Raw genomic sequence first — 8,341 nt, forward strand, 5'->3', positions numbered from 1 at the left:
TCGCCGCAGATTGACGCGATCCGTTTGCCCGCCAGGCTCGACCCGGTGAACGTCACCTTGTCCACGTCCGGATTGCGCACAAGCTCTTCAGAGACCTCGCGCTCTGCGGTCAGCATGTTGAGCACGCCTGGCGGCAGGCCGATCGCCTCGGCAACCGCCGCCACGGCGTAAGCGGCGCTGGGAGCCTCGGGCGATGCCTTGAGAATGATTGTGCATCCGGCAAGCAGCGCCGGCGCAATCTTGTAGGCGATAAGCAACGGCGGCGCGTTCCACGGGATGATCGCCGCGACGACGCCCACCGGTTCGCGCACGAGAAGGCCGACATTCTCGGTCTGGAGTGTGTGGACTTCCTCAAACGCAAATTTATCCGCCAGACCGGCATAATAGTCATAGACGGCGGCCGACCACCCCGCGACGCCTTCGGCAGCCGGCAGGATGATGCCCATCTCGCTCGACCAGGATCGTGCGATCGCAGGCGTGCGCTGCTGCAGCGCCTTGCCCATTGACCGCAGATATTCGGCGCGCTGGTGATGCGTCAGCCGAGGCCAAGGGCCATGGTCGAAGGCCGACCGCGCGGCCGCGACGGCGCGCGCGATGTCGCCGGCCTGTGCTTCCGCGACTTCGGCGAACAACTCCTCGGTCGCCGGATTGATCACGCGGATCGTGGTGGCACCGGACGATGCCGACCATCGACCGTCAATGAAGAGTTTATCGGCGTGGTCGATCGTCATTTATCATCCTTCTCGGTCCGGTTCCGGGCTTCGCCGCGCCCCGTCGCCTTCTGCGCGGCCCTCGGCTTTCTGCTCCGGCCCTGAAGTGCGCAGGAGCCACACGAGGTTTTTCACCGCGGCGCCCGCCCGTCCTTCCGTGCAGCCGGCCCGATCGACCGGCCGCAATTCCATGCAAGCAGCCACCACCATTCAACAAGTAAACGCTCGTACCCTGTTGCAAAGGCTCCGCCCATTTCGAGAAGAGCTATTTCTGTTACGAAGTTCGCCTGCCCCTCTTGCCCCCCCAAAGGAATTTCGCATCTCTCCAAGGCGCGGAAATGTAGAGCCGTTTCACTGACCTTGGCCCAAGAATGCGGAAGGCCATGGTTCGAATATGGCGACGCTGGATATAATCAAAAAGCGACGTGGGAGTATTGCTATGAAAAGGGTGCAGAAGGTCACGGTTCTGCTTTGCGGTTCGGCGGCCCTGGCGGGAGTGCAACCGGCGTTAGCTCAGTCGGCGCCGGACGTCCGGTCCGAGGCGATCGAAGCGCGAGAAACGCCCAATGATGATGCGATTATCGTTACCGCGCGGCGGCGCGAAGAGTCGCTTATCGCGGTCCCGGTGGTCGTCACGGCTGTCGCCGGAGAAGCGCTGCAGAACCGCGGTGTCGTCAATCTGGATGGTCTGTCGCGGATTGTGCCGCAGCTCCTGATCGGTCCGCAAGGCGGCGCAGTGCAGGGCGGCAACATCTCGATACGGGGGATCAGCGGGCCAGATTCGAACCCCTTCGGCGACCAGGCGGTATCCTTCACGATCGATGGGGTACAGATTGCCAAGTCGTCAATCCGGCGAATGACCGACTTCGACGTGGCACAAGTCGAAGTGCTCAAAGGTCCCCAGGCGCTGTTCTTCGGCAAGAACAGCATGGCCGGCATCGTCACGATCCGGACCAATGACCCCGGCGATCACCTCGAGGTCGGCGCGAAGTTCGGATATGAGCTCAATGCCCGCGAGATGCGGGCCGAAGGCTATTTCTCTACCCCGATCACCGACAGCCTCGGCTTCCGGCTCGCCGGCCAATATTCAGACATGCAGGGGTATCTGATCGATCAGACGCCGCGAGACTCGATCTATTTCGCCGACTCGCGCAACCCGCAAGCCACCAACTACGGAGTTCGCGCGACGCTCAAGTTTGAGCCTGCGTCCAATTTCGACGCACGGTTCAAGTTCAACTATGGCCGGGTCGACGGCAACGGTCCGCAAGCCGCAGGCGCATTTGTGAGCTGCCCGCTGGGCGTCCGCCAATTCTCCTTTCTGGGTCCGGTCATCGGCGACAACGCGCAGTGCGGCGCCGGCAAGTTCAACGTCAATGCTGGCTACGGTCCCGTGCTCGCTACCATTCCAGCGACCTTGGATCTGTTCCGAAGCGACGGCAAGAATTTCCAGGTTCAGGACCAGTACCTGTCGAGTCTGGTCATGAACTTTCGTCCTTCTGAAAAATTTACGATCACCTCCGCGACCGGCCTGTACAAAGTCGTGCTTGATCAATGTCAGAATTACGAGAGCAGCTATGCCGTCATTCTGCCAAGCTGCAACACGTTGAATAATAAAGAGTATTCACAGGAACTTAACTTATCTACGGACCTGGATGGCCCGTTTAATTTTTCATCAGGTCTCTATTATAGCAACATTAAAGCCCGGACCCAGTCCTACACTTATTTGTTCGGCGGGCTATTCCCGCTGTTCGACGCCGTCATCCCAGGCCTGGGTGGGCCAAACACGCCCGTACAGATCAACAATTACAGCTTTTCGATGAAGGGCGAAGCCTATTCGGCATTTGTCGAGGGGACCTTCGAAATCACCCCGCAACTGGAATTGTCGGGTGGCGTGCGTTACTCATATGAAAAGAAGCGTCTGACCGATGTCCGCGACGGCGGCGGACTCTTCGTCGGCTTTGCCGGCGGGCCGAATACCACCATCCTCGACGATACGACGATCCTGTCGACAACCCCCAACGCTCGCGGCGCCTCGCTCCTCAAGGACCATGACAGCTGGAAAAACTGGTCGCCGGAAGCTACTGTCTCGTTCAGACCTAACGACGACCTGACGCTATTTGCTTCGTACAAGCAGGGTTTTCTGTCGGGCAGTTTCAATTCCAGCTCGGTGGAACTGTTCGCGCCGGACGTCGATCTCAGTTACAAACCGCAAACGATCAAGGGCTTCGAAGCCGGCGTCAAGGCGCGCCTCGGCCGTACGCTTCTCGTCAATGCCGCTGCCTACACGTACAAGATCAACGACCTGCAGGTGGTGAATTTCACCAACGCCACCAGTTCGATCCGCAATGCGGCATCGGCAAAGGTCGAAGGGTTCGAGGCCGACTTTACCTGGCGCACACCGCTCGACGGTTTGTCGATCAACGGCGCGCTGGCGTATAATAATTCGCGTTACAAGGATTTCGCGACGGCACCTTGCTACAATGGCCAGACCATCGCGCTCGGCTGCAATCTCAATTTCAGCCCCGCGCAGAACAATGGGGCGGGCGGCTTCGAAGCCCAGCAACTCGCCGGACAGGTCATTCCGCGCTCGCCGAAATGGAATATTCAAGCCGGTTTCAACTATGACACGCCGATCGGCGATCAGTACAAACTCGGGCTGACCGGCGGCCTCACTCATTCGAGCAGCTATCTGACCGACGCATCGAATGATCCCGCCAGCCGGCAGAAATCCTATACATTGTTCGATACATCGGTACGCTTCGGTGCCGACGACGACATGTGGCAGATTTCCGTCATCGGACGCAATCTGACGAACAAGTTCATATTCGTCGCCTCTCCCAACGTGCCCTTCACGCCGCTCGGCAATGCAGGGACAGGGACTGCGACCGGCACCTTGGGCGACCGGTTCGCCTATCTCGGAAGGGGGCGCGAGGTTCTGCTGCAAGTCGCTTTCAAGTTCGGGCGATAACAAACGCCCGGTCGCGCTCAGGCGGGGAGGCACGTTCCTCTCCGCCACCTGCGCGAGGGTTCAGCACCCGTTGATTTGAGGGGACAGCCGTGCTTCAGGCTCGCGGCAAGGAGCCTGAATGCATCATATTGGGTTGGATGCCCCCTTCCGAAACACTCTGTCCAGATAGACGCTGGGAGAAGGGGATGTGCGAGCGCCTCTTCAAAGGTCGCTGGTTTACGCTGGACGACCTTGTGCACAAAAGCGAACGGCCGCTCCAAACAGTGCCGAGTTATCTGGCAAGGTGCGACTGTCTATCAAGCCGCTAGCTGGAGCAAATGAGCTCACCCGCAAAAGAGTAAGGTGTCGCAACCGCTTGGACCGTTGGCATTCTGGCACCACCGATAGTTGATCAACGACCTCAACTGGTCGCTTAACGTCGCCCACGTGTGAATGTCGGCTATCTTCGATTCAGCCTCGGAAGCTGCCGGTCTGAAGTCGGCCCAAAACTGGACCACGAATCGGTAAGGAACGGTGTCGCTAACGGCTCGCTTTCAGACTCGAACCATTCCGTGGAAAAGTCCCTGATATCTGTCATCGTATGAAAGAGACGAAAATTTATCAAACTTCGAATCCTTTCCCGGCGCTATTTGGTTTGTCGCAATGTCGACACCGAGCGCAAATCTAGCTTGCATTGAGCTCCCGATCGAGCAGCCTCGCCACGACCTTGCGGAACAGGTGAGGGGCCTTGTCGCTCGGCAGGAACGCTTTCTTGCGTGACGCTGGCGTCAGATCCCAGATGCGTTGCTGGGCTTCGATCATCGTGCGGTCTTCCGCGAACGCGTCCATGACGATCTTGTACATGCGTTCCATTGCCTTGGGCGACGGCGTCGTGCCTTCAAAGCCTGCGGCGAAAAGATAATTGCACGAGTTTTCGCCTGTGGGCGTGACCGCCTGTTGATCCACACGGCGGAGCAGCGGCACAAGGTCATCCGACGGCGCGGCGAGGCCGCAGCGATCCGCCGAGCCGCGCGGATAAAAGGTCGTGCGCATGACCAGAATGCCGGGCACGCTGAAATCGTAGCAGCTCCAGATGTCGGTCAGTTCATTGCCGCCGGGACTGCTGGGCCGGTCCCTCAGCCAGCGCTCGATGTGGACGCCGCGTTCAAGGGGAGTCACGCGTGGGGGCTGGACTGACCAGCCGCCCGATGTTGCGCCGCCCAGTGTCGTTTCATGCAGGAAATCCAGGTGCGACAGGTCGCAGAGATTGTCGTTCACGAGCTGATAGTCGGCCTCGTAGCGGATCTCGCCATGGCGCATGGTGAAACGCGGATCGCCGAGATCGAAACCGCGCGGGATCAGCGCTTCGTTCGCGAGGTGAGGAGCGCCGGCCCAGACCCAGACCCATCCATCGCGTTCGGCGACCGGAAACGTGCGTGCGGTGGAACGCGGCGGAATTTTTTCCGTACCGGGCGCGTCGATACAGTTGCCGGCCGTATCGAAGGTGAGCCCATGGTATCGGCACTGCAGGTGCTCACCCTGCACGCATCCGAGCGACAGCGGCGCGAGTCGGTGAGGGCAGCGGTCCTCCATGGCGACGAGGGCACCCGACTCGGTGCGGTAGAGCGCGATCGGCTCGTCCAGAATCTGCCGACCGATCACGACCCCCGCCGGCAGCAGATGCGACCACGCCGCGACATACCAGCAATTCCGCACAAACATCGCCGCTCTCCCCTTGCTTTTGCGCGGGATGCCGGACCTCGGCGTTCCCCGTCGCTTTATACCCGTTGCATAAATGTGAGGATGAGGTATGAGTATAAAAAATGCAAGAGGGGGGATAGGGGGCGATGGACGGCATCAATCGACACTTTCCGCCGTTTTTCTTGCGTTTGCAGCGGCAGGAGAGGTGGCCGAGGCCGCTGGCGGTTACCGTGACGGCCCCGCGCCCATGGTGATGGTCTACGATCTCGTTCTGCCGATCGCTCTGGCGGTCATGATGTTCTCGCTGGGGCTGGCGCTCAGGCTGGACGATTTCGCCCGCATCGTGCGCCATCCCAAGGCGCTGTTGGTGGCGCTGCCGTGTCTGCTGGTGATCGTGCCCGCGATCGGCGTCGGTGTCGCGCACCTGAGCGGGGTGGCGCCCGCGCTCGCGGTCGGCATCTATCTTGTCGCGACCTGCCCCGGCGGCACGCTTTCGAACCTGCTGACCTTCTGGGGCCGCGGCGATCTCGCACTTTCGATTTCGATGACGGCGGCGGGGTCGGTCGCCTACAGCGTGCTCGCGCCGCTGTGGCTCACTATCGGCTACGCCATTTTCATGGGCGGCATCGAACGGGTTTCCATTTCGCCGCTGGAGGCGATCATCCCGGTGGCGCGCATCTCGCTGCTCCCGGTGGTGCTCGGAATGCTGGTGCGGGCATACCTGCCCCGCGTGCGCGACGCGATCGAGGCGCCGCTGCGCCATGTCGCGGCAGTCGTTATCATTGCGATCTTTCTGCTGCTGATGTGGCAGCAGCGCGAGACCTTCGTGGAAGCTGTGGCGCGCGTCTGGCCCGCGGTGCTGGCGCTCAATCTGCTCATGGTCGGCACGGGCTTCCTGTTCGCGCGCCTCTTTTCGGTGGCGCGGGCTGAGCGCACCGCCATCGTGTGCGAACATGCCATCCGGCAGGAAGGCCTGGCGATCTTCATCGTCACGTCGCTGCTGGCACAGCCTGCGATGGCGCTCCCGCTGATCCTCAACTCCGCCACGGGTTTCGCCGTCGGCATGGCCTATATCGGTGTCGAGCGCTTTTTGGCGGGCCGTGCCGTGCGCGGGCCCCGGGCTCAACTTTCTTCATTCAAGGGACCGAACTGATGCGCCTGTCGGCACAAGGATTCATTTCGCCGCCGGGCGCGCCTTCATTCCCCATCGCGGTGCGCGGCGAAGGCGTTTACATCTTCGACAAGGACGGCAAGTCCTATCTCGATGGCTCGTCCGGTGCGGTGGTGACCGGCCTCGGCCACAGCCATCCCCGTGTGCTCGCCGCCATGCGCGCGCAGATGGAAAAGATCACGTTCGCGTATGCCCGCATCTGGGAAAGCCGGCCCGACGAGGAACTGGTGAGCCGATTGGCCGAACTGTGTGGAGGCGAATTCGATTCCGCCTACTTCCTGAATGGCGGATCGGAGGCGACCGAAGCGGCGCTGAAGTTCGCGCGGCAGCTCGCCCTCGCGCGCGGGCAGGCGAGCCGCCACAAGGTCATCAGCCGGATGCCATCCTATCACGGTGCAACGCTCGGGGCGCTCAGCGTCACCGGCGATCCGGTGATGGAGCAATTGTTCGGACCGATGATGGTGCCGATGCCGAAAATCCCGGCGCCGATCACCTATCGCACGCCGGAAGGCTTCGATGCGGACACCTATGTCGATTATTGCGCGGAGGCGCTCGACGAAGCGATCAGGCGCGAAGGGCCGGAGACGGTTCTCGCCTTCATCGTCGAGCTCGTCGGGGGCACATCCACCGGCGCGCTGGTTTCACCGGATCGCTACTATCGGCGTATCCGGGAGATTTGCGATCGCCACGGCGTATTGCTCATCCACGACGAGATCATGAGCGGCGCGGGGCGCTGCGGCAAATTCCTCGCGTCGCATTATGTCCCGGGCGCGGCGCCGGACATCCTCACCTTGGGCAAGGGTCTGGGGTCCGGCTATGCGCCGATCAGCGCATTGGTGACATCTTCGGCGCTGGTCAATGAACTGCGCGCCATGGGCGGCTTCGCGCACGGCCACACCTATGTCGCCAACCCGATGGGCTGCGCGGTCGGCTGCGCGGTTCTGGATGAGCTGTTGCGAAGCAATCTCGTGGCGCAGAGCGAGGCGACGGGCGCCTATCTCGAAGACCAGCTGAGAGCCGTGCAGAAGCGGCGGCGTTCTCTGGGCGATATTCGCGGGCGCGGCTTGCAGCTTGCGATCGAGATTGTCGCCGATCAGGGCACCAGAGAATCCTATCCCTTCGCGCTGAACGCGCCCGCGCGGATCGAGCATCTGATGATGGAGCGCGGGCTCGCGATGCTGCACCGGCGCACGGGCGGCGGGCAGTTCGGGGAGTGGTTCATGGTGTGCCCGCCGCTGATCTCGACGCGCGCGGATATCGATAGGCTCGTCGAGATCATCGACGACGCCCTCGGCGCATTCGAGCGCAGCATCGACGGCACGCTATCATGAACGACGACATCCACCTCTCCAGCACGCTCGGCGAGTTGTTCGTGCGCGCTGCGCGCCGCTTTGGCGATCGGGTTGCCCTCAGCGACGATCACGGTGCCATGACCTATCGCGAGATGGGCGAGCACATGCGTCGCTACGCGGGCGCCTATCTCGCAGCGGGGATGAAACCGGGCAGCGCGTTTTCCCTCCTCTCCGCCAATCGCGTTGAAGCGATTGTCGCGCTCGCGGCCGGGCTGATGCTCGGCCTGCGCTACACGCCGCTCCATCCCAAGGCCAATGTGGAAGACCATGCGTTCGCGCTGCAGGACGCGAACATCGATCTTTTCATCGTCGACGACCGCCATTTCGCGCAGCACGGCCGCGATGTGGCGGCGCAGTGCCCCGGCGTGCGCACGATGTCGTTCGGTGGCCTCGATTACGCGCCGAGCATCGAGGCGGCGGCGGAAACGGCTGAACCCGTGCCGCTGCAGGCGGTGACGGG

General features: G+C 61.9%; 6 protein-coding genes. 4 read left to right on the forward strand and 2 right to left on the reverse strand.

Annotated features, from left to right (window positions below; translation table 11 throughout):
• Window positions 1-731: aldehyde dehydrogenase family protein (locus H2052_RS17695; protein ID WP_293784905.1), on the reverse strand; the 731-nt coding region annotated here is incomplete at its 3' end.
• Window positions 732-1,149: 418 nt separating this feature from the next.
• On the opposite strand from H2052_RS17695, the gene H2052_RS17700 reads away from it, so the two are divergent.
• Window positions 1,150-3,678, forward strand: coding sequence for a TonB-dependent receptor (locus tag H2052_RS17700; protein ID WP_293784908.1), 2,529 nt, complete (start codon window positions 1,150-1,152; stop codon window positions 3,676-3,678).
• A gap of 663 nt (window positions 3,679-4,341) precedes the next feature.
• Here H2052_RS17700 and H2052_RS17705 read toward each other — a convergent pair.
• Complete coding sequence (locus H2052_RS17705) at window positions 4,342-5,379, reverse strand: aromatic ring-hydroxylating dioxygenase subunit alpha (RefSeq protein ID WP_293784911.1); 1,038 nt, start codon at window positions 5,377-5,379, stop codon at window positions 4,342-4,344.
• 184 nt (window positions 5,380-5,563) lie between these two features.
• On the opposite strand from H2052_RS17705, the gene H2052_RS17710 reads away from it, so the two are divergent.
• The 3 genes from H2052_RS17710 to H2052_RS17720 form a co-directional block, all read left to right on the forward strand.
• Window positions 5,564-6,511: a bile acid:sodium symporter family protein gene (locus H2052_RS17710; RefSeq protein ID WP_293784914.1), complete on the forward strand. Its 948-nt coding sequence runs from the start codon at window positions 5,564-5,566 to the stop codon at window positions 6,509-6,511.
• Window positions 6,511-7,860 (forward strand): aspartate aminotransferase family protein, encoded by a 1,350-nt coding sequence (locus H2052_RS17715; protein WP_293784917.1) that lies wholly within the window; start codon window positions 6,511-6,513, stop codon window positions 7,858-7,860. The genes H2052_RS17710 and H2052_RS17715 overlap by 1 nt, the downstream gene beginning before the upstream one ends.
• Window positions 7,857-8,341, forward strand: a 485-nt coding sequence (locus H2052_RS17720; RefSeq protein ID WP_293784920.1) for an AMP-binding protein, incomplete at its 3' end; no start/stop codon positions are given. The genes H2052_RS17715 and H2052_RS17720, both read left to right, overlap by 4 nt.

The organism is Sphingosinicella sp. (assembly GCF_013911755.1).
Taxonomy (GTDB): domain Bacteria; phylum Pseudomonadota; class Alphaproteobacteria; order Sphingomonadales; family Sphingomonadaceae; genus Sphingosinicella.

Bases quoted from the DNA above. Each gene is read 5' to 3' on its own strand.
- H2052_RS17700 (WP_293784908.1), top strand. From the start codon at position 1,150: ATGAAAAGGGTGCAGAAGGTCACGGTTCTGCTTTGCGGTTCGGCGGCC.
- H2052_RS17705 (WP_293784911.1), bottom strand. From the start codon at position 5,379: ATGTTTGTGCGGAATTGCTGGTATGTCGCGGCGTGGTCGCATCTGCTG.
- H2052_RS17715 (WP_293784917.1), top strand. From the start codon at position 6,511: ATGCGCCTGTCGGCACAAGGATTCATTTCGCCGCCGGGCGCGCCTTCA.